Raw genomic sequence first — 17,961 nt, forward strand, 5'->3', positions numbered from 1 at the left:
TAAGAACTTAAAGTAAGTTCTTAAGAGTAAGATTTTTTTGGTCTTGATTAGCGAATAGATATGCCGCAGCGGGCAGATCGAGGGAAAAAGAAAGAGTTGGTCTATAAGCCGGGTTCTGTCGAGGACAGTCATTCCTCTGGGATCGCCATCACTGACGACCTCTAGCAACCTACCCGAACCCAGCGCGGGCCACGCCAACGGGTTCCTATTTGGTCTTGCTCCAAGTGGGGTTTACCACGCTACGAACTGTTACCAGTCGCACGGTGCGCTCTTACCGCACCTTTTCACCCTTACCGGCGCTTACGCGCTTAGGCGGTTTGCTTTCTGCTGCACTTTCCGTAGGCTCGCGCCTCCCAGGCGTTACCTGGCACTTTGCCCTATGGAGCCCGGACTTTCCTCCACCTTGCGGCAGCGACTGTCCAACCAACTCTGCGCGCAAGCTTATCCTCTGCCTTGGGTAAGCTCAACCTTTACGCTCAAGTGCCTGCTGATAAAGCAGATTTTTTCGCGCGCCGGTAATTTGCGCGGCCAGCGCAGCGGCTTTTTTGACCGGCAATTCGGCCAGCAAGGCATCCAGCACTTTTAATGTGTGCGCATCCAGCGACTCTTCACCTTCCGGGCGCTGCCAAGGCGCAACCAGCACTGCGCACTCACCACGCTGCTGATTACTGTCCGCCGCCACCCAGGCCACCAACTCAGCCAGCGGCGCGCCGTGCAGGGTCTCGAAGGTTTTGGTCAGCTCACGCGCCAATACGGCTTGGCGCTGCTCACCAAAGGCGGCCTGCATATCTTTTAAGCTCTCCAGCAAACGATGCGGCGCCTCGTAGAAGATCAAGGTGCGCTCATCCTCTGCCAACGCCGCCAAACGCGCTTGGCGCCCGGCGCTTTTTGCCGGCAAAAAACCTTCAAAGGCGAAACGATCTGACGGCAAACCGGCAGCACTTAACGCCGCGACCATGGCGCAGGCACCGGGCACAGGCACCACCTTAAGTCCAGCCTCACGCACCTGCCGTACTAAGTGATAACCCGGATCAGAAATCAACGGCGTGCCAGCATCGGAGATCAGCGCCACCGAGTCGCCACCCTGCATACGCGCAATCAAGCGCTCTGCCAAATCGCGCTCGTTATGATCATGGCAAGCAATCAACGGGGTATTAATAGAGAAGTGCTGCATTAATTTGGCCGAGTGCCGGGTGTCTTCTGCGGCAATCACATCCACCTCGGCCAGCACGCGCAAAGCCCTAGCGGTGATGTCTTCTAGATTGCCGATCGGCGTTGCGACAATAAACAGCTGCCCGTGTGCGGCCATGCGCCACCTCCCCGTGAAAGAGCGCACAGTGTAACCGCAAGCCAGGCCCGACCACGCACTTAACCTGCACAGCAATCGCACCCAGCGGCTGGCTTTGGTTACAATCGGCGCAGCATAAAAAAGCCTACGGGAAAGCCCCATGCCCTCATCTTTGCGTTTGCTGGCCACTCTTAGCTTGGCCAGTCTGCTCGCCGCTTGCGCCAGCCAGCCCAGTTCCACCCTTGGCCAGCTGCCCAGCGTCCCCGAACAAGCCAGTGTCGATCAGCTACTGCTAGAAGCCAGCAGCCAAAGCGGCGAAGCAGCTGATTTGCTGCGTCTCTCTGCCGCGAACCTCGCCCTGCAGCAAGGCGATGCCAAGCGCGCCAGCCAAGTGCTAGATCTGGTCACGGTTGACCAGCTCAAGCCCGCGCAGCAGATTTTCGCCCTGACCTTAGATGCCGAATCCATGCTGGCACGCAAACGTCCGCGCAGCGCACTACGTGCCCTAGAACACCCAGTAATGGCGCACCTCGCTGAACTGCCGTTAGCGCAACAAGAGCGCACCCAGCTAGCCCGTGTTGCCGCGCTGGAAGCCAACGGCAAAACCTTGCAAGCCCTGCGCGAGCGCCTGTACTTGGCGCCGCTATTAAAAGACCGCAACGCCCATAGCAATCACCAAGCGATTTGGTCGCTGGTCAGCCAACTGTCGACCGACACCCTGCAAGCCGGCGCTGCCAATGAGGCGGATCTCGACGGCTGGATGCAACTAGCCTTAACCGTGCGCGAAAGCCCCTCCGCCGAATTGCTCCAGCAGAACGTTACCGTGTGGCGCAATATCCACCCCAATCACCCGGCTGCACTTGAGCTTCCAAGCAAGCTCGAAAAGCTGATGAACAGCGCCAGCCAACCGCTGCAGCATATCGCCCTGCTGCTACCGGCTGAAGGCGAGCTGGCCGGCGTCGGTCGCGCCCTACGCGATGGCTTCATGGCCGCCCGCCTGCAATCGCTGCAACAAGGCGCGCCAGTACCGGAAGTCACCTTTTATGACAGCAGCCGCCTGAGCAATTTAGATGCCTTCTACCAGCAAGCTAGCGCCGACGGCATTCAGCTCGTTGTTGGCCCGCTGGATAAAGCCCAAGTGAGCGAGCTGGCTCGCCGCCAAAGCCTGCCCCTGCCGACCCTAGCGCTGAACTACGCTGAAGGCGCCAGCCAAGCGCCGGCACAGATGTTCCAGTTCGGCCTAGCCGCCGAAGATGAAGCGCGCTCTGCCGCCCAGCAGGCGTGGCTGGACGGCCATCGCCGCGCCATCGCCATGGTGCCCAACAGCCATTGGGGGCGACGTGTGGTCGCCGCCTTTGAGCAAGAGTGGCAGCAACTGGGCGGCCAATTACTCGCCACCAGCCATGTCGACCAGCCGGTGCAACTGGCTAACCAAATTGCCGAACTGATGGACCTGCGCAGCAGCGAACAGCGCGCCAAACGCCTCTCGGCCGCCCTAGGCAAAGACATCAACGCCCTGCCGACACGCCGTCAGGACATCGACTTTGTCTTCCTCGCTGCGAGCCCCATTCAGGCCCGACAGATCAAGCCGACGCTGACCTTCCAATACGCTGGCGACCTGCCGGTGTACGCCACCTCGCATGTGAATAGCGGCTTTAGCGCGCAAGAAATCAAAGACATGAACGGCATTCGCTTTAACGAAACGCCGTGGCTGCTCAATCAAGACGACAGCATGCGCCAACAACTGAGCAACGCCTGGCCGCAAGCCACCGGCGGCTTAGGGCGCCTGTACGCCATGGGCATCGACGCTTACCGCCTGACGCCGCGCCTCAATCAGCTGCTACTGATGCCGGACGCCCCGGTGGATGGCGAAACCGGCCGCCTCAGCCTAACCGCTGACCGTCGCATTCAACGCAGCCTGCCTTGGGCTGAGTTTGTTGACGGCCAAGTGCGCCCGCTTGACTAACCCACCGCACACCCGCGCACGCGGCGAGCTGATCGAGCAAGCCGCGTGTGCTTATTTGCGTCGCGCCGGCCTTAACTTACTCAGCCAAAACTGGCACTGCCGTTATGGCGAGCTGGATCTGGTGATGCGCGAACGCGACACCGTGGTGTTTATCGAAGTACGCTACCGGCGCGACAACCGCTTTGGCGGTGCACTGGCGAGCATCGATCAGCGCAAGCAACACAAATTGATCAACAGCGCGCAGGCTTGGCTGCAAGCCAATGCGAAATGGTCGCATCTGGCCTGCCGCTTCGATACCATCAGCGCCAGCGGCCCCGAACATCAGCCTCAACTGGAATGGCTCCGCGACGCCTTCCGCCCGTAACTAAGGTGACTCCATGGATTTGCAAGCTCGTATCCGTCAACTGTTCAACGACAGCATTGAGACCAAAGCCCGCGCGGTAGACGTGCTCACCCCGCAAATCGAATTAGCCAGCCAGCTGATGGTCAATGCACTGCTGGGCGAAGGCAAAATCCTCGCCTGTGGTAACGGCGGTAGCGCGGGTGACTCGCAGCACTTCTCCTCCGAGTTACTCAACCGTTTCGAGCGCGAACGCCCAAGCCTGCCGGCCATTGCCCTGACCACCGACAGCTCCACCATCACCTCAATCGCTAACGACTACAGCTACAACGAAGTGTTCTCCAAGCAGATCCGCGCCCTGGGTCAGCCCGGCGACATCCTCTTGGCTATCTCCACCAGCGGCAACTCCGGCAACGTAGTGCAAGCCATTCAAGCCGCTCACGACCGCGACATGCATGTAGTCGCACTGACTGGCCGCGACGGTGGTGAAATGGCCGCCCTGCTGCTGCCTGACGACGTGGAAATCCGCGTGCCGTCGCGCGTCACCGCACGCATTCAGGAAGTCCACCTACTGGCTATCCACTGCTTGTGCGACCTGATTGATCGTCAATTGTTTGGGAGTGAAGAATGACCCATCCGTTAAAGCACTTATTCTGCCTAGCGCTTATCGTCAGCCTGAGCGGCTGCGGCAGCCTTTTAAGCGCCACCCGTGACGAGCCAATTCACGATAACCGCGGCACCCGCACCACCGGCAGCGCCATCGACGACACCCTGATCGAAACCAAGGTCACGGTGAACATCGATAAAGCGCACCCAGATCTGGCCACCGCCAGCCGGGTAATTAACATCAGCTACAACGGTGTGGTGCTGTTGATTGGCCAAGTACCGCGCGCCGAGCTTAAAGACCTCGCCGCCCGCGCCGCACAAAACGTGCAGCGCGTGAAGCGCGTGCAAAATGAGCTGACGGTTGGTCCGGTCATTCCATTCACCGCACGCAGCAGCGATAGCCTGCTGACCACCAAGATCAAAACCCAAATGCTCGCTGACAACAGCATTCCGGGCCGCCGCATCAAGGTCATCACCGAGAACGGCGTGGTTTACCTGATGGGCTTAGTCACCCGCCAAGAAGCCAGCCTAGCGACCAGTTTGGTGCAGGGCGTCGCTGGCGTGCAGCGCATCGTGCGCGTGTTTGAGTACATCAACTAAACAGCGCCGGATAAAAAAGGCGACCGCAATGGTCGCCTTTTTTGTGCCTAGCCGATTACTTCACCACGCGTAAGCGCGGGCGGCCACCGCCGCTAGGCCCGTCATCGTCCGGGCCATTGTCATCGACTGGTTCGGCCTCTGCATCGGCCAACTGCTCAGGTTGCGCCGGCTCCAGATCGAACACCATGCCCTGACCATTTTCACGCGCGTAAATCGCCATCACGGCCTCAACCGGAATGCGCAGCGCATGCGCCTGACCACCAAAGCGACCATCGAAAGTCACCCACTGGTTATCCATAAATAAATTACGGATTGCACTGGGCGCCAAGTTAAGGACGATTTGCCCGTCATTCACATAGGCGCGTGGCACTTCGGTGTTCGGCCACTGGGCGTTGACCAGAATGTGCGGCGTAGCTTGGTTATCGAGAATCCACTCGTACAAGGCACGCAGCATGTAGGGCCGACTGGAGGTCATCTCGCTCATGGTTAGCGCAGATCCCGCTCAAACTTCGACAGACTTGCCTGCACCGCCTCACGGGCAAACATGCGCTCCATGTACTCTTGCAGCGGCTTGGCTTGGCGCGGCAGCTCGATATCCAGCAGCGGCAAACGCCACAGAATCGGAATCAAACAGCAATCCACCAAGCTGAATTCTTCACTCATAAAGAACGGCATTTCGGCAAAAATCGGTGACACGCCAATCAGGCTTTCACGCAGCTCTTTGCGCGCAGCAGTGACTTCGGCGGGCTTGCTCTTGGCAGCCAGAATAATGTCCGCCAAGCGGCACCAGTCACGCTCAATACGCTGCACCAGCTGACGGCTGTTAGCACGCGCTACCGGATACACCGGCAGCAACGGCGGATGCGGAAAACGCTCGTCGAGGTATTCCATCATCACGTTGGCGTTGTACAGGTTCAGCTCACGATCGAGCAGCGTCGGCGTGGTGCCATAAGGGTTCGCTTCGAGCATCTCTTCCGGATACTTGCCGTTTTGCACGTCGATCACATCGACCGTCACGCCCTTTTCGGCCAGAACAATACGAACCCGGTGACAGTAGTGATCACTCGGGTCGGAAAACAACGCCATTGTCGAACGCTTATTGGCTACCGCCATGGGGTATCCCCTATTTACTACGAAATTTAGAAACGCAAACGCGCGCCCCTCGCGGAGCGCGCGTTGCTATCGGCACACTAGCTGCCGATTAATGCACATCCTTCCAATATTCGCGCTTGAGTAGGTAAGCGAAAATAAAGAAGAAGGCTAGGTACAGCAGGACATACATACCAATGCGCTGCGACTCCAGCTTGTTCGGATCAGCCGAATAAGCCAAGAAGGTCACTAGGTTACGCACGGTGGTGTCGAACTCTTCAGCAGTCTGCTTGCCAGTGTTGGGCACAATGGTCAGCTCTTCACAGCTTTCCTTGGTCACCGGCTTGGCAGTCAGCGGGTCGTACACCACCTTGTGGTTGTCGTCGCGCAGCGGCACTTGCTTGCAGCCAATCACCTGACGGCCTTGCAGGTCAGCCAACACGTTCGGCATACCCACGTTGGGGAACAGCTTGTTGTTGGCACCCAGCGGGCGGGTCGCGTCTTCATAGAAGGTACGCAGGTAGGTGTACAGCCAGTCAGCACCACGTACGCGAGCGACCAGAGTCAGATCCGGCGGCGCTGCGCCGAACCATACCTTGGCATCATCCGGGCGCATACCGATCTTCATGTGGTCGCCAATTTTGGCGCCGGTGAAGACCAGGTTTTCCATCATCAGGTCATGCGGAATACCGATGTCGTTAGCCACACGCTCATAGCGCTGGTATTGCGCCGAGTGACAGCCCATGCAGTAGTTGGCGAAGGTTTTCGCGCCATCTTGCAGAGCAGCCTGATCGCGCAAATCGATATCGGCTTTATCCAGCGGATAACCCGAGCCCGCAGCCAGAGCAACCACTGGCATCAGGGCAATAATCCATGCAAAGAATTGCTTTTTCATTAGCCTGTCACCCTTTCCGGAACCGGTTTGGTTTTTTCCATCCTGGTGTAGAACGGCATCAGGAGGAAGAACGCGAAGTACAGGAAGGTACATACCTGCGACAGCAAGGTGCGGCCCGGCGTCGGCGCCAGTACACCCAACACGCCCAGAATGATGAACGAAATCACGAACACCACCAGCCAGATCTTGCTCATCCAGCCCTTGTAGCGCATGGACTTCACCGGGCTACGGTCGAGCCACGGCAGCACGAACAGAATGGCAATCGCCGCACCCATGGCAATCACACCCAGCAGCTTATCCGGCACGGCGCGCAGGATCGCGTAGTAAGGGGTGAAGTACCACACCGGGGCAATGTGCTCGGGGGTCTTAAACGGGTTCGCCGCTTCGAAGTTCGGCTTCTCGAGGAAGTAACCGCCCATCTCCGGGAAGAAGAACACGATGGTGCAGAAGATGAACAAGAACACCACCACGCCGACGATATCTTTCACGGTGTAGTACGGGTGGAAGGCAATGCCGTCCAGCGGTACGCCGTTCTCGTCTTTGTGCTTCTTGATCTCAACGCCATCCGGGTTGTTGGAACCCACTTCGTGCAGGGCAATGATGTGCATCACTACCAAGCCGAGAATCACGATCGGCAGGGCAATCACGTGCAGGGCGAAGAAGCGGTTCAGGGTGATACCAGAGATCAGGTAGTCACCACGGATCCACTCCGTCAGGCCATCACCGATCACCGGAATAGCGCCGAACAAGGAGATGATCACCTGCGCGCCCCAGTAGGACATCTGGCCCCACGGCAGCAGGTAACCCATGAAGGCTTCCGCCATCAGCGCCAAGTAGATCAGCATACCGAAGATCCACACCAGCTCACGCGGCTGACGGTACGAGCCGTACATCAGACCACGGAACATGTGCAGATACACCACCACGAAGAACGCCGAAGCGCCAGTGGAGTGCAGGTAGCGGATGATGTAGCCGTATTCCACATCACGCATGATGTATTCGACCGAGGCAAACGCGCCTTCAGCCGACGGCTCGAAGCTCATGGTCAGCCATACGCCGGTCAGAATCTGGTTAACCAGAACCAACAGCGCCAGCGAGCCGAAGAAGTAGAAGAAGTTAAAGTTTTTCGGAGCGTAGTACTTGCTCAGATGCTCTTCCCACATTTGCGTAGCAGGGAAGCGAGCATCGATCCAGGCCATGAACTTTTCCATCATGCTTTCTCCTGGTCCTCACCAACGACGATAACGTCATCAGTTTCATAGCGGTGCGGCGGCACGGGGAGGTTCAGCGGCGCAGGCTGGGCCTTATAAACGCGACCAGCTAAGTCATAGCGCGAACCGTGACAGGGGCAGAAGTAGCCACCTTTCCACTCCGGACCCAAATCTTGCGGGGCCACTTCGGGGCGGAAGGTCGGCGCACAACCCAAGTGGGTGCACAAACCAACCAGCACCAGCAGCTCAGGCTTGATCGAGCGAACCTGTGGGTCGACGTAAGTCGGCTGTACCGACTTTTGCGATTCTGGGTCAGCCACGACCTCTGTCATGCCGGCCAAAGTCTTCAAGGTGTCTTCGGTACGGCGCACGATGAATACCGGCTGGCCACGCCATTCGGCCACCATCTGCTGGCCGGGCTCAAGCTTACCCACATTCACCTTGACCGGAGCACCAGCGGCTTTCGCCTTGGCACTCGGGAACCATGACCCCACGAACGGGACAGCAGCACCGACCGCCCCTGCTGCACCCACTATCGAAGTGGATGCGATCAGGAGGCGACGCCGGCCTACATTCACGCCGTCATTGCTCATTTTATGTGTCTCCCCATCGGCTTTACGTGACCCTTTACAGAGTCTAATCGGGTTGGGAACAAGCGCCCAAAAAACCGGGGCATGGTAAAGAAAACCCCTGTATTTCGCAAGGTAAAAGGCCGGTTAAGCCACGGCAAATAAGCGCAGCAGAGCCTTTTAACTTTTTCCCAGACAAACAAAAACGCCCGATGCAAAGCACCGGGCGTTCTTGCGAAAAGCGAATTAACGCTTGGAGAACTGCGGACGCTTACGCGCTTTACGCAGACCCACTTTCTTACGCTCAACTTCACGAGCGTCACGAGTTACGTAGCCAGCTTTACGCAGCGGCGAACGCAGAGTCTCGTCGTACTCGATCAGAGCGCGAGTGATACCGTGACGGATGGCACCGGCTTGACCGGAGATACCACCACCAGCAACGGTGACCACGATGTCAAACTTTTCCACGGTCTCAGTCAGCTCGAGCGGCTGACGCACAACCATGCGTGCAGTTTCGCGACCAAAGAACTGCTCCAGCGAGCGGTTGTTGATGCGAATGTTACCAGTACCCGGACGCAGGAAGACGCGAGCGGTAGCTGTCTTACGACGGCCAGTGCCGTAGTTTTGAGTCGCCGACATAATCAACCTACTCCGTTAAAACTTCAGTTCTTGGGGCTGCTGAGCAGTATGCGGGTGCTCAGTACCGGCATACACTTTCAGCTTACGGTACATGGCACGACCCAGCGGGTTCTTCGGCAGCATGCCCTTAACAGCGGTCTCAATCACACGCTCCGGCGCACGATCGATCAGCTTTTCAAAGCTGATGGACTTAATGCCGCCCGGGAAGCCGCTGTGGCTGTAGTAAATCTTGTCGCTGGTTTTAGCGCCAGTTACACGCACTTTCTCAGCATTGATAACGACGATGTAATCGCCAGTATCAACGTGCGGGGTGTACTCAGGCTTGTGCTTACCACGCAGGCGGGAAGCAATTTCAGTAGCCAGACGACCCAGGGTCTGACCTTCAGCGTCGACTACGAACCAGTCGCGCTTGACCGTTTCCGGTTTTGCAGAAAAAGTTTTCATTTAAATAGCCTCAAGGGCCGCCACGAATTCAGGGCGGCACATCTTACTGGACAGCGCTTGCCAAAACAAGCCAACAGCCACGGACTGACGCACCAAGTGGGGCTCGGGTCGAGCATCAGTACTGGGCAAAAATTCAGCAGGCTAGGCATCCCCCGCCGAAAAGTTGCGGCATTATGCCTAGCTCAGAGAGAAATTCAAGCACAAAGGGACATCACACATGCAGCAAAGACCGCTTGGCCGCACTTCACTCACCGTTAGCAGCCTGTGTTTAGGCAGCATGACCTGGGGCGAGCAAAACACCGCCGAAGATGCTTTTGCCCAGATTGACTGCGCCAAAGCCCATGGCGTGAACTTTATTGATACCGCAGAAATGTATTCCGTACCGCCGCGCCCAGAAACCTACGGCGCCACCGAGCGGATTATCGGCCAGTACCTAGAAGCACGCGGCGGCCGCGAAGACTGGATCATCGCCAGCAAAGTAGCTGGCCCCGGCGACTGGCTTAGCTATTTTCGTGATGGCCAGCCGCGCCTTAACCAGCAACACATCGATGCCGCCATCGATGCCAGCCTTGAACGGCTCAAGACCGACTACATCGACCTATATCAACTGCACTGGCCAGATCGCAGCACGAATTTTTTCGGCCAGCTGGGCTACCAGCACAACAGCGACGAAACCCTCACCGCCATCGAAGAGACCTTGGCCGCGCTGGAGCGCCACGTGCAAGCGGGCAAGATTCGCCACATTGGCATCTCTAACGAAACACCCTGGGGCGCCATGCAGTATCTGCAGCACGCCGAGCAACGCGGCCTGCCCCGCGCGGTGAGCATTCAGAACCCGTACAACTTATTGAACCGCACCTTTGAAGTCGGCCTGGCAGAAATCGCTATGCGCGAACAGCTGGGCCTGCTCGCCTATTCGCCACTGGCATTTGGCGTATTGAGTGGCAAATACGCCAATGGCGCCCGCCCCAGCGGCGCACGCCTGTCGCTCTTTACCCGCTTCCAGCGCTACACCAACCCGCAAGCCGAAGCCGCTTGCGCACGTTATGTCGAACTCGCCCAGCAGCACGGCCTGAGCCCCAGCCAAATGGCCCTAGCCTTTGTCACCAGCCGCCCGTTTGTGACCAGCAACATCATTGGCGCCACCAGCCTTGCACAGCTTGAAGAAAACCTTGCCAGCAGCGAGCTGACCTTAAGCGACGAGCTTTTGGCCAGCATTGAAGCCATTCACCGCGAGCAACCCAACCCCGCTCCGTAACCCAAGAAAAAGGCCTTGGGATTTCTCAATCACCAAGGCCTTTTCTACTAATAAGCAGCCACTGCCTAACTGCGATCACTCGGCGCCGGCATTGGAAAGGGCATCACGTTGCCTTTGGCTTCGCTGATCTTCGCCACGCCTAAGCGCTGCACTTCATCAATGCGCACAATCGCATTGAGCGGCACAAAGCTGCGCTTTACGCCTTCAAACTGGGTTTTCAATTTTTCTTCGGCCGGATCGACCAGCAGTTGCGAACGCTCGCCGAAGATAAACTCTTCCACTTCCAAAAAGCCCCACAGGTCGCTTTGATAGACCTGCCGCGCGTACATCTCGAACACTTGCCCTTGGTTATGAAAGATCACCCGAAAAATCGGCTCATCACTGTGCTTCATGGGCTAAACAAACTCACACGGTAAAAATGGCCGGCGAGCATAACAAAGCGCAGACAAGCGACGCTAGGAAGCAGCGACGAGCATCCCTATAATGCGCGGTTCAGTAATGACTCAAGCGGTTTTACCTACCCACCATGGCTAAGAAACTCTACATCCAGACCCACGGCTGCCAGATGAACGAATACGACTCATCGCGCATGGCCGACCTGCTTGGCGAACACGATGCTATGGAGCTGACGGAGAACCCCGATGAGGCCGACGTCATCCTCCTCAACACCTGTTCGATTCGCGAAAAAGCCCAAGAAAAGGTGTTCTCCGAGCTGGGCCGCTGGCGCCCGCTGAAGCAAAAGAACCCTGACCTAGTGATTGGCGTGGGCGGCTGTGTAGCCAGCCAAGAAGGTGCAGCACTGCGCGAACGCGCCCCGTTTGTGGATGTCGTGTTTGGCCCGCAAACCTTGCACCGCCTGCCGGAAATGATCGACGCCGCACGCAGTACCGGCAGCGCGCAGGTGGATGTAAGTTTCCCGGAAATCGAAAAATTTGACCGCTTGCCAGAGCCGCGCGTCGACGGCCCCACCGCGTTTGTGTCGATCATGGAAGGCTGCAGCAAGTACTGCACTTTCTGCGTGGTGCCCTACACCCGTGGCGAAGAAGTCAGCCGTCCGTTCGATGACGTGCTCGCCGAAGTGCTGCACCTGGCGGAAAACGGCGTGCGCGAAGTCACTTTGCTGGGCCAAAACGTTAATGCCTATCGTGCGGAAACCCACGGTGGCACCACCGCCGACATGGCCGAGCTAGTGCGCACCATTGCTGCCATCGACGGCATCGAGCGCATTCGTTACACCACCAGCCATCCGGTAGAGTTCACTGACAGCCTGATCCAAGCGCATGCCGAAGTCCCGCAACTGGTCGCCCATTTGCACTTGCCGGTGCAGTCTGGCTCCGACCGCGTGCTGGCAGCGATGAAGCGCAACCACACCGTACTGGAGTACAAGTCGAAAATTCGCAAGCTCAAAGCAGCGGCGCCGAACATCTGTATCAGTTCGGACTTTATCGTCGGCTTCCCCGGCGAAACCGACAAAGATTTCGAGCAAACCATGAAGCTGGTTGAAGACGTCGGCTTCGACTTCTCCTACTCCTTCGTTTATAGCGCGCGACCCGGCACGCCAGCCTCTGACCTCGTCGACGACACGCCTGAAGAGGTCAAAAAGCAGCGCCTGCAAATTCTCCAAGCGCGCCTTAATCAGCAAGGCTTTGAGAACAGCCGCCGCATGGTCGGCACCACCCAACGCATTCTGGTGACCGACTACTCGAAGAAAGACCCCGGCATGCTGCAAGGCCGCACCGACAACAACCGCGTGGTCAACTTCCGCAGCGATAACCCGCGCCTGATCGGCCAGTTCGTCCAAGTCAGCATCGAAGAAGCCATGCCGCATTCTCTACGCGGCACGCTCGTGCACTAAACAGCCCTTCACGCCACCCCGCGCCGCACTTTGCATCGTGCATGGCGCGGGGTATTCTGACCACCTTATCCCTGCCGGTTACCGGCTCAGCCAACGCCCTTGAACAGTCCACTACCTTCTTTAAGTTTCACGCTGGAGCCCAGCGACGCCCAACGCTTCGCCAACCTGTGCGGCCAATTCGATGAAAACCTGCGCCAAATTGAAAAGCGCATGGATATTCATATCGCCAATCGCGGTATGGATTTCGAGCTGTCTGGCGAAGAAGAACGCCTCAAAGCGGCGGCACGACTGATCAAACGCCTGTACCGCGAAACGCGCAACGGCACCGAACTCACCCCAGCGCTGGTGCACTTGTACCTGCAAGAGTCAGCGCTAGAAGATCTCGACGAGCCCAGCGAAGGCGCACCGATTACGCTAAAAACCCGCAAGGCGCATATTCGCCCGCGCGGCGCTAATCAGCAGAAGTACGTTAAGTCGATCCAGAGCCACGACATCAACTTCGGCATCGGCCCAGCCGGTACCGGCAAGACCTATCTGGCCGTGGCTTGCGCTGTGGATGCCCTAGAACGCGAGCAAATCCGCCGCATTCTGCTGGTGCGCCCAGCGGTGGAAGCCGGCGAAAAACTCGGCTTTCTACCCGGCGATTTAGCGCAAAAGATCGACCCCTACCTGCGCCCACTGTACGACGCACTGTATGAAATGCTCGGCTTTGAGCATGTCAGCAAGCTGATCGAGCGCAACGTGATTGAAGTCGCTCCGCTGGCCTATATGCGCGGCCGCACGCTGAACAACAGCTTTATTATTTTGGACGAAAGCCAAAACACCACGGTTGAGCAGATGAAAATGTTCCTCACCCGGATTGGCTTTGGCTCTACCGCAGTAATTACCGGCGACATTACCCAAGTCGACTTGCCGCGCGGCACCCGCTCGGGCCTGAGCCATGTGGTGAATGTCTTGGGCGAGGTGCCGGGCATCGGCTTCACCCATTTCCGCCCCAAAGACGTGGTACGCCACCCGCTGGTGCAGCGCATTGTCGAAGCCTACGAGGCCTACGAAGACAAAGCCCCATCGCGCAAACCTAAGCCTGAGGCGCCGAGCGAATGAGTGTGCAGGTGGATATCGAGATTGCCAGCGACTGCTCAGGCATTCCCAGCGAGGCGCAGTTCGAGCAGTGGTGCGCCATCGCCCTGCGCGAGCGTGAGACCAGCGAGCTAGCCATTCGTATCGTTGACGAAGCCGAAGGCCGCGAGCTGAATAACACCTATCGCCACAAAGACTACGCCACCAATGTGCTGTCTTTCCCGGCTGACCTGCCACCAGAGCTGGGCCTGCCGTTGATTGGCGATCTTGCCATTTGCGCGCCAGTAGTGCTGCGCGAGGCAGGCGAACACAACAAAGGGGTCGAAGCCCATTGGGCGCACATGGTGATCCATGGCTGCTTGCATTTGCAGGGCTACGACCATATTGAAGACAGTGACGCCGATGTCATGGAAGCGCTGGAGCGTAAGCTGCTCGCCGAACTCGGCTATCCTGACCCCTACCACGAGGAAGAGTGACACCACGATGAGCGAAGAGCGATCGAGCAACGGGCAAAAGTCCTGGCTGGAAAAGCTAATGCAGTCTTTTGCCCATGAGCCGAAAAATCGTCAGGAGCTACTGGAACTGCTCCACGAAGCCCATCAAAACAAGCTGCTGGACAGCGAAGCCCTCGCCATTGTCGAAGGCGCGATTCAGGTTTCTGACCTGCAAGTGCGCGACATCATGGTGCCGCGCTCGCAAATGACCACCATTAAAGCCGGCCAAGAACCGCGCGACTTCCTGCCCGACGTGCTGGAAGCCGCCCACTCCCGCTACCCGGTGGTAGGCGACAGCAACGATGAAGTGCTGGGCATTTTGCTCGCCAAAGACCTGCTGCCGCTGATTCTGAAAAGCGACGACGACTTCAACCTCAAAGACCTGCTGCGCCCGGCCACCTTCGTGCCCGAGTCCAAGCGTCTTAACGTGCTGCTGAAAGAGTTCCGCACCACGCGCAATCACATGGCTATTGTGATTGACGAGTACGGCGGCGTAGCGGGCTTGGTAACTATTGAAGACGTGCTGGAGCAAATCGTCGGCGAGATCGAAGACGAGCACGACGTTGCCGAAGACAGCTACGTCAAGCCGCTCCCCAGCGGCGATTGCATCGTTAAAGCGCTAACCCCGATCGAAGACTTTAACGAGCACTTCGACAGTGAGTTCTCCGAAGAAGAATTCGACACCATCGGCGGCTTAGTGATGAACCACTTTGGCCATCTGCCCAAGCGCAACGAGGTGGTGGAAATTCAGGGCTTCCGCTTCCGCATACTGCATGCCGACAGCCGTCGGGTACATCTACTGCGCGTCACCCCTAGCAACTGAGAATCATCATGCGCGTGTTCGTTCAGCCGGGCCTTGCCGGTCATGGCCTCGCCGGGCTGGCTGGCGCTATTACGCCGCTCGCCTTGGCGCCTTTTGATATTTGGCCTATCGCGCCACTGAGCATCGCCCTGCTGTATTTGCTGCTGCAGCGCTTGAGCCCACGCCAAGCGCTGCTACGCGGCTGGAGCTACGGTCTGGGAGCGTTTCTGGCCGGCACCAGCTGGATCTACGTCAGCATTCACGATTACGGCGCGGCCTCACCCGTGCTGGCTGGCTCACTCACCTTCGCCTTTTGCGCGGGCGTGGCGCTGTTCTTTGCCCTGCCTGCCTATCTATGGGCACGCTGGCTGCGGCAAGCACCGGGGCTCTTTAACCCCTTGGCGTTTGCTGCGCTGTGGGTCGCGCAAGAGATGTTTCGCGGCTGGTTCTTGACTGGCTTCCCTTGGCTATACAGCGGCTACAGCCAGCTAGCTGGCCCGCTCGCCGCGTTAGCTCCGATTGGCGGCGTCTGGCTGATCTCATTTGCCTTAGCGCTCACCGGTGCTGGGCTGGCCGAGCTATGTACGCGTCGCCATCAGCCGCCAGCGCGCTTCGCCATCGCCGGTTTATTGGCTTTGCCATGGCTAGCGGCGCTGGCACTGGTCAATCAGCAGTGGACCAGTCCGCTAGGCAAACCGCTGAGCACCAGTCTGGTGCAGGGCAATATCAACCAAGCCATGAAATGGCAGCCCGAAGAGCTGACCAACACACTGCGCCTGTATCGCGATTTGTCGATCAATGAAGAGAGTGACCTGATCGTATGGCCAGAAACCGCCGTACCTGTGCTGCGTGACTACGCCGAAGGCTATCTCAACGAGCTCGACAGCCTCATGGCCAGCAGTAACCGCGCGCTGATTACCGGCATTCCGCTGCGCGAGGCGGCGCCGCACGGTTGGCGCTACTTCAACGGCATCACTGTGTTGGGCCAAGGCGAAGGCACTTATCTGAAGCAAAAATTGGTGCCTTTTGGCGAATACGTACCACTCGAAGACGTTCTACGCGGGCTGATTGCCTTCTTTGACTTGCCCATGAGCAACTTCTCGCGCGGGCATGCCGAGCAAACCTTACTGCTCGCCCAAGGCCAACGTCTGGCCAGCTACATCTGTTACGAAGTGGTCTATCCCGACTTTGCCGCACGCCTGGCGGCTGACAGCAGCCTGCTGCTCACGGTGAGCAACGATGCTTGGTTTGGCGACTCCATCGGCCCGCTACAACACCTGCAAATGGCACAAATGCGCGCTTTAGAAGCCGGTCGCTGGATGCTGCGCGCCACCAACACCGGCGTCACCGCCTTGATCGACCCGCAAGGGCGCATCGCCCAGCGCATCCCCAGCTTTACGCAAGGCGTGCTGCGCGGCGAAGTGCAACCTATGCAAGGCCTCACGCCTTACCTGCGCTGGCAAAGCTGGCCACTGAGCATGTTGTGCTTAGGCATTTTGGGCTTTGCTGCCTTTCGCCGTCAGCGTGAAGCGCTGGACGACGCTGTCACCGCATAAAGCCACGGATAGCTCAGCAAGCCAAACCATTCGTTGAGCAGCAATTGGTTCTGCCAGAAGGCCTTGCCCTCTGGCAGCCAGCCGCCCCACGGACGCCCATGCGACACACTGAGAAAACCCATCGGCGCGGCCAGCACGGTTAAGCCTTGCTGCTCAAAACACCAGCGTGCACGCGGCATGTGCCACGCCTGCGTGACCAAGACAATGCGCTGAACACCCGCCTGCTTGAGAAGCGCCGCGCTGTAAGTGGCGTTTTCCCAAGTAGTCCGGCTTAGGCCTTCTTGCCAACGTAGCGTCACGGCGAAATCTTGCTGGAGCATCTGCCCGGCAAGATAGGCCTCACTGGGCGGCTCGCCGTAGTGCAAACCACCGCTGGCTAAAATCGGTAAACCGCTGTGTTTGGCCAGTCGCGCCGCATAGCGCACCCGCTCAGCGGCCATCTGACTCGGCGCATCCCCCCCCAACCGGGGTCGCCACGCTCACGCCCACCGCCCAGCACCACAATGGCTTGCGCTTGCTCAGCCCAGTCGCTGCGCCAATCTAGCGCCGGTTCGCTTTCTAATAGGCTCGCTTGCCACTGCACCATGCGTGGCGCACCCATGAGCCACAAGCCACCTACGGCTAGCAATAGCGCTGCCGTGGCAAACTTTGGCCAACGCACGCGCAGCCACCAGGCCAGTAACAGTAATAAAAGCAAGCTGCCAGGCGGCAGCATGAGGGCCCTAATCAGGTAGCGCCATTCCATGCCGAATCCTTAACATGGCGCAGCAAGCACGGCGCCGAACGAGAAAACGGCAAGAGTATCAGCGTCTGTTCACCGCCCGAAACAAGCGCGAGCCACAACTAGGGCAAGGTTCCACGCCTTTGCGCGGCTGTTGAATTAGGGTGGTTTCGCACAAGGCGCAAACCAAGCCAAATGGCTCGCCGCCGTCGACGAGCTCTTTGGGCGGCTCAGCCTCAGCTTGCGCCAAGCTCAGCGCACGCATGCGCCGTGCCGCGGCATGCCAGCCGCGCAACCATTGCAGGTCGCGCTGCACAAAGGCGCGCAACCACGCTACTTCTTCGGCGGATAGTCCTTCCAGATCAACTTCTGCCGGCGCCACTCCACCCTTCGCACTGAGATCATCGGCGTCCTCAAGGGCATGCGCGACACGTTCCAGCAAGCGTTCGTAGAGACCGTCGGCGAAGACTTCGTGAGTTTTCACAGTCGCCATGGTCAAGCCTCAATCCTCAACTTCATCCACTAGATTCAGAGTAGCCGCCTTGCAG

20 protein-coding genes, 1 other RNA gene and 1 pseudogene are annotated in these 17,961 nt (G+C 58.4%); 10 read left to right on the top strand and 12 right to left on the bottom strand.

Features of this window, described 5'->3' with window-relative positions; translation table 11 throughout:
• Positions 1–88: 88 nt before the first annotated feature.
• An RNA gene (rnpB, locus tag BMX80_RS08130) (RNase P RNA component class A) lies at positions 89–431 on the bottom strand.
• Positions 432–463: 32 nt separating this feature from the next.
• Complete coding sequence (gene rsmI / locus BMX80_RS08135; RefSeq protein ID WP_074867144.1) at positions 464–1,309, bottom strand: 16S rRNA (cytidine(1402)-2'-O)-methyltransferase; 846 nt, start codon at positions 1,307–1,309, stop codon at positions 464–466.
• Positions 1,310–1,448: 139 nt separating this feature from the next.
• On the opposite strand from rsmI, the gene BMX80_RS08140 reads away from it, so the two are divergent.
• Genes BMX80_RS08140 through BMX80_RS08155 form a run of 4 tightly spaced genes read left to right on the top strand, consistent with a single transcriptional unit; the run spans position 1,449 to position 4,800 of the window.
• Complete coding sequence (locus BMX80_RS08140; protein ID WP_074867146.1) at positions 1,449–3,254, top strand: penicillin-binding protein activator; 1,806 nt, start codon at positions 1,449–1,451, stop codon at positions 3,252–3,254.
• Positions 3,247–3,618, top strand: a complete 372-nt coding sequence (locus BMX80_RS08145; RefSeq protein WP_071873066.1) for a YraN family protein — start codon at positions 3,247–3,249, stop codon at positions 3,616–3,618. The genes BMX80_RS08140 and BMX80_RS08145 overlap by 8 nt, the downstream gene beginning before the upstream one ends.
• A 13-nt stretch (positions 3,619–3,631) precedes the next feature.
• Complete coding sequence (locus tag BMX80_RS08150; RefSeq protein ID WP_071873067.1) at positions 3,632–4,225, top strand: phosphoheptose isomerase; 594 nt, start codon at positions 3,632–3,634, stop codon at positions 4,223–4,225.
• Positions 4,222–4,800 (top strand): BON domain-containing protein, encoded by a 579-nt coding sequence (locus BMX80_RS08155; protein WP_074867147.1) that lies wholly within the window; start codon positions 4,222–4,224, stop codon positions 4,798–4,800. Before BMX80_RS08150 ends, BMX80_RS08155 begins: the two co-directional genes overlap by 4 nt.
• 55 nt (positions 4,801–4,855) lie before the next feature.
• Here BMX80_RS08155 and BMX80_RS08160 read toward each other — a convergent pair whose 3' ends face one another.
• The 7 genes from BMX80_RS08160 to rplM all read right to left on the bottom strand — a co-directional run bounded on the left by BMX80_RS08160 (position 4,856) and on the right by rplM (position 9,647).
• Positions 4,856–5,275: a ClpXP protease specificity-enhancing factor gene (locus BMX80_RS08160; RefSeq protein ID WP_071873106.1), complete on the bottom strand. Its 420-nt coding sequence runs from the start codon at positions 5,273–5,275 to the stop codon at positions 4,856–4,858.
• Between the two features lie 11 nt (positions 5,276–5,286).
• Complete coding sequence (locus BMX80_RS08165) at positions 5,287–5,913, bottom strand: glutathione S-transferase N-terminal domain-containing protein (protein ID WP_071873069.1); 627 nt, start codon at positions 5,911–5,913, stop codon at positions 5,287–5,289.
• 88 nt (positions 5,914–6,001) lie between these two features.
• Positions 6,002–6,784: a cytochrome c1 gene (locus tag BMX80_RS08170; protein WP_071873070.1), complete on the bottom strand. Its 783-nt coding sequence runs from the start codon at positions 6,782–6,784 to the stop codon at positions 6,002–6,004.
• Entirely contained in the window at positions 6,784–7,995 is a 1,212-nt protein-coding gene (locus BMX80_RS08175; RefSeq protein ID WP_071873071.1) for a cytochrome b, read from the bottom strand. Before BMX80_RS08175 ends, BMX80_RS08170 begins: the two co-directional genes overlap by 1 nt.
• A complete protein-coding gene (gene petA, locus BMX80_RS08180) occupies positions 7,995–8,588 on the bottom strand; it encodes a ubiquinol-cytochrome c reductase iron-sulfur subunit (protein WP_074867148.1) in 594 nt (197 codons plus the stop codon). The genes BMX80_RS08175 and petA overlap by 1 nt, the downstream gene beginning before the upstream one ends.
• A gap of 222 nt (positions 8,589–8,810) precedes the next feature.
• On the bottom strand, positions 8,811–9,203 hold the full coding sequence (rpsI, locus tag BMX80_RS08185; protein WP_074867150.1) for a 30S ribosomal protein S9: 393 nt from the start codon (positions 9,201–9,203) through the stop codon (positions 8,811–8,813).
• A 15-nt stretch (positions 9,204–9,218) separates the two neighbouring features.
• A complete protein-coding gene (gene rplM / locus BMX80_RS08190; RefSeq protein WP_074867153.1) occupies positions 9,219–9,647 on the bottom strand; it encodes a 50S ribosomal protein L13 in 429 nt (142 codons plus the stop codon).
• Positions 9,648–9,864: 217 nt separating this feature from the next.
• On the opposite strand from rplM, the gene BMX80_RS08195 reads away from it, so the two are divergent.
• Complete coding sequence (locus BMX80_RS08195) at positions 9,865–10,905, top strand: NADP(H)-dependent aldo-keto reductase (RefSeq protein WP_074867156.1); 1,041 nt, start codon at positions 9,865–9,867, stop codon at positions 10,903–10,905.
• Between the two features lie 65 nt (positions 10,906–10,970).
• Here BMX80_RS08195 and BMX80_RS08200 read toward each other — a convergent pair whose 3' ends face one another.
• A complete protein-coding gene (locus BMX80_RS08200; protein WP_074867158.1) occupies positions 10,971–11,297 on the bottom strand; it encodes a DUF1820 family protein in 327 nt (108 codons plus the stop codon).
• Between the two features lie 134 nt (positions 11,298–11,431).
• Between BMX80_RS08200 and miaB the strand changes: the two genes are divergently transcribed.
• The 5 genes from miaB (at position 11,432) to lnt (ending at position 16,692) form a co-directional block, all read left to right on the top strand.
• Positions 11,432–12,760 carry a tRNA (N6-isopentenyl adenosine(37)-C2)-methylthiotransferase MiaB gene (miaB, locus tag BMX80_RS08205; RefSeq protein ID WP_074867160.1) on the top strand — a complete coding sequence of 443 codons (1,329 nt, stop codon included), beginning with the start codon at positions 11,432–11,434 and terminating at the stop codon, positions 12,758–12,760.
• Between the two features lie 99 nt (positions 12,761–12,859).
• Positions 12,860–13,864 (top strand): PhoH family protein, encoded by a 1,005-nt coding sequence (locus BMX80_RS08210; RefSeq protein WP_074867163.1) that lies wholly within the window; start codon positions 12,860–12,862, stop codon positions 13,862–13,864.
• Complete coding sequence (gene ybeY, locus BMX80_RS08215; protein ID WP_074867165.1) at positions 13,861–14,316, top strand: rRNA maturation RNase YbeY; 456 nt, start codon at positions 13,861–13,863, stop codon at positions 14,314–14,316. The genes BMX80_RS08210 and ybeY overlap by 4 nt, the downstream gene beginning before the upstream one ends.
• A 7-nt stretch (positions 14,317–14,323) precedes the next feature.
• Positions 14,324–15,157 (top strand): HlyC/CorC family transporter, encoded by an 834-nt coding sequence (locus BMX80_RS08220; RefSeq protein ID WP_071873078.1) that lies wholly within the window; start codon positions 14,324–14,326, stop codon positions 15,155–15,157.
• Positions 15,158–15,165: 8 nt separating this feature from the next.
• Positions 15,166–16,692 (top strand): apolipoprotein N-acyltransferase, encoded by a 1,527-nt coding sequence (lnt, locus tag BMX80_RS08225; protein WP_074867167.1) that lies wholly within the window; start codon positions 15,166–15,168, stop codon positions 16,690–16,692.
• Here lnt and BMX80_RS08230 read toward each other — a convergent pair.
• Together BMX80_RS08230 and BMX80_RS08235 are read right to left on the bottom strand one after the other, a co-directional pair.
• Positions 16,656–17,437 (bottom strand): annotated as a pseudogene (locus BMX80_RS08230) (YdcF family protein). The gene lnt and the pseudogene BMX80_RS08230 overlap by 37 nt on opposite strands.
• A 58-nt stretch (positions 17,438–17,495) precedes the next feature.
• Positions 17,496–17,906, bottom strand: a complete 411-nt coding sequence (locus BMX80_RS08235) for a zinc ribbon-containing protein (protein ID WP_074867169.1) — start codon at positions 17,904–17,906, stop codon at positions 17,496–17,498.
• Between the last annotated feature and the right edge of the window lie 55 nt (positions 17,907–17,961).

Origin of the sequence: Atopomonas hussainii (assembly GCF_900109735.1) — a bacterium.
GTDB lineage: Bacteria > Pseudomonadota > Gammaproteobacteria > Pseudomonadales > Pseudomonadaceae > Atopomonas > Atopomonas hussainii.

Excerpts from the sequence above, each read along its gene's own strand:
- BMX80_RS08140 (WP_074867146.1), top strand. The coding sequence starts at position 1,449 with ATGCCCTCATCTTTGCGTTTGCTGGCCACTCTTAGCTTGGCCAGTCTG.
- BMX80_RS08160 (WP_071873106.1), bottom strand. The coding sequence starts at position 5,275 with ATGACCTCCAGTCGGCCCTACATGCTGCGTGCCTTGTACGAGTGGATT.
- BMX80_RS08220 (WP_071873078.1), top strand. The coding sequence starts at position 14,324 with ATGAGCGAAGAGCGATCGAGCAACGGGCAAAAGTCCTGGCTGGAAAAG.
- miaB (WP_074867160.1), top strand. The coding sequence starts at position 11,432 with ATGGCTAAGAAACTCTACATCCAGACCCACGGCTGCCAGATGAACGAA.
- BMX80_RS08170 (WP_071873070.1), bottom strand. The coding sequence starts at position 6,784 with ATGAAAAAGCAATTCTTTGCATGGATTATTGCCCTGATGCCAGTGGTT.
- BMX80_RS08155 (WP_074867147.1), top strand. The coding sequence starts at position 4,222 with ATGACCCATCCGTTAAAGCACTTATTCTGCCTAGCGCTTATCGTCAGC.
- BMX80_RS08235 (WP_074867169.1), bottom strand. The coding sequence starts at position 17,906 with ATGGCGACTGTGAAAACTCACGAAGTCTTCGCCGACGGTCTCTACGAA.
- BMX80_RS08195 (WP_074867156.1), top strand. The coding sequence starts at position 9,865 with ATGCAGCAAAGACCGCTTGGCCGCACTTCACTCACCGTTAGCAGCCTG.
- rplM (WP_074867153.1), bottom strand. The coding sequence starts at position 9,647 with ATGAAAACTTTTTCTGCAAAACCGGAAACGGTCAAGCGCGACTGGTTC.
- petA (WP_074867148.1), bottom strand. The coding sequence starts at position 8,588 with ATGAGCAATGACGGCGTGAATGTAGGCCGGCGTCGCCTCCTGATCGCA.
- BMX80_RS08165 (WP_071873069.1), bottom strand. The coding sequence starts at position 5,913 with ATGGCGGTAGCCAATAAGCGTTCGACAATGGCGTTGTTTTCCGACCCG.
- rpsI (WP_074867150.1), bottom strand. The coding sequence starts at position 9,203 with ATGTCGGCGACTCAAAACTACGGCACTGGCCGTCGTAAGACAGCTACC.
- BMX80_RS08150 (WP_071873067.1), top strand. The coding sequence starts at position 3,632 with ATGGATTTGCAAGCTCGTATCCGTCAACTGTTCAACGACAGCATTGAG.
- rsmI (WP_074867144.1), bottom strand. The coding sequence starts at position 1,309 with ATGGCCGCACACGGGCAGCTGTTTATTGTCGCAACGCCGATCGGCAAT.
- ybeY (WP_074867165.1), top strand. The coding sequence starts at position 13,861 with ATGAGTGTGCAGGTGGATATCGAGATTGCCAGCGACTGCTCAGGCATT.
- BMX80_RS08175 (WP_071873071.1), bottom strand. The coding sequence starts at position 7,995 with ATGGAAAAGTTCATGGCCTGGATCGATGCTCGCTTCCCTGCTACGCAA.
- BMX80_RS08200 (WP_074867158.1), bottom strand. The coding sequence starts at position 11,297 with ATGAAGCACAGTGATGAGCCGATTTTTCGGGTGATCTTTCATAACCAA.
- lnt (WP_074867167.1), top strand. The coding sequence starts at position 15,166 with ATGCGCGTGTTCGTTCAGCCGGGCCTTGCCGGTCATGGCCTCGCCGGG.